Annotated in this window: 1 protein-coding gene; it reads left to right on the top strand. The window is 70.3% G+C overall.

From position 1 onward, the window contains the following. Positions 1–134: 134 nt before the first annotated feature. A complete protein-coding gene (locus ACFPCY_RS43015) occupies positions 135–1,169 on the top strand; it encodes an IS630 family transposase (RefSeq protein ID WP_378265708.1) in 1,035 nt (344 codons plus the stop codon).

The following is a 1,169-nucleotide window of genomic DNA, read 5'->3' as shown; positions in this document are numbered from 1 at the left end:
CTAAGCGCCATTCCATAGGTTCTGTTCGTAACCTGGCGTGAGATCGCAGCGGCGCGGGGTGTTGACAGGGGCCTCGCCGGGCGTTGGATCGAGTTGTCTACACCCTCCAGCCGCCCGGCGAGGTCGTGGTCAGTATGCGCCCGCCCACCGTGTTCGCCAACGGCTCCGGCCGTCCGGTCGAGGAACTGCGCGAGCTGCTGCGGGGCCGGTGGCGTCCGGCGTTGCGGGCGGTGATGGTGCTGCTGTCGCTGCACGGCCTGAACGCTACGGAGATCGCGGTGCTGCTGGAGTGTCATCCGGTCACGGTGCGGCGCTGGATCGCCCGCTACAACGCCGAAGGACCGGCCGGGCTGGCCGACCGCCCCCGCCCGGGACGGCCGCGGCTGGGCGGCCGCCGGCTACCCGCCCGCATCGCCGCGCTACTGGAACGTCCGGGGCCGTGGACGGTGCCGCGGCTGTGGCGGTATCTGGGCCGTCCTAAGCTCAGCCGGCGGACCTTGTACCGGCGGGTGCGGCAGGTGGCGGTGTGGCGGCGGCCCAAGCTGGTGGCCCGCGGCGATGTCGACCACGACCACACGGTCGCCTGCATCGTGGCCCGGCTGATGGAGTTGCCGCGCCGGTCGGTGGTGTTCGTCGAGGACGAGACGCACCTGCACCTGCTGCCGCAGGTGCGGGCGTCCTGGACGCTGCGCAGGTGCCGCCCGTTGATCGGCACTCCGGGCACCAACCGGCAGGTCACGGTGCTGGGCGCACTGGAGGTCACCACCGGGCGGTGGATCTACCGGCTCGGGCGGCGCTGCGCAGCCGACTTCATCACGCTGCTGATTCTGCTGGAGCAGGCGTTCCCGCGCGCCCCGGTGATCGTGGTGATCTGCGACAACGACAGCATCCACCACGCCAAAGCGGTCGCCGCGCATCTGCGTGAGCATCCCCGCGTCGAGATCTTGTACGGGGCGCGCTACAGCCCGCACGACAACCCGACCGAGCGGATCTGGGCCGCTTTGAAGAACCACATCGCCAACACCGCCGTCAGCTGGCCCGGCCGGCTGAAACAGATCCATGCGTTCTTCCGCACCCGCTCACCCGACCAACTCCTGGCCACCGCCGCGCCCTGGACCAGCCCCTGGCTCCCACCCGGTTACGAACAGAACTTCTGGAATCGCGCTTAG

Source organism: Actinomadura gamaensis, assembly GCF_042652125.1.
Lineage (GTDB): Bacteria > Actinomycetota > Actinomycetes > Streptosporangiales > Streptosporangiaceae > Spirillospora > Spirillospora gamaensis.
The sequence above is the reverse complement of the archived record's forward strand: the minus strand, read 5'-3'. Positions and strand labels throughout refer to the sequence as shown.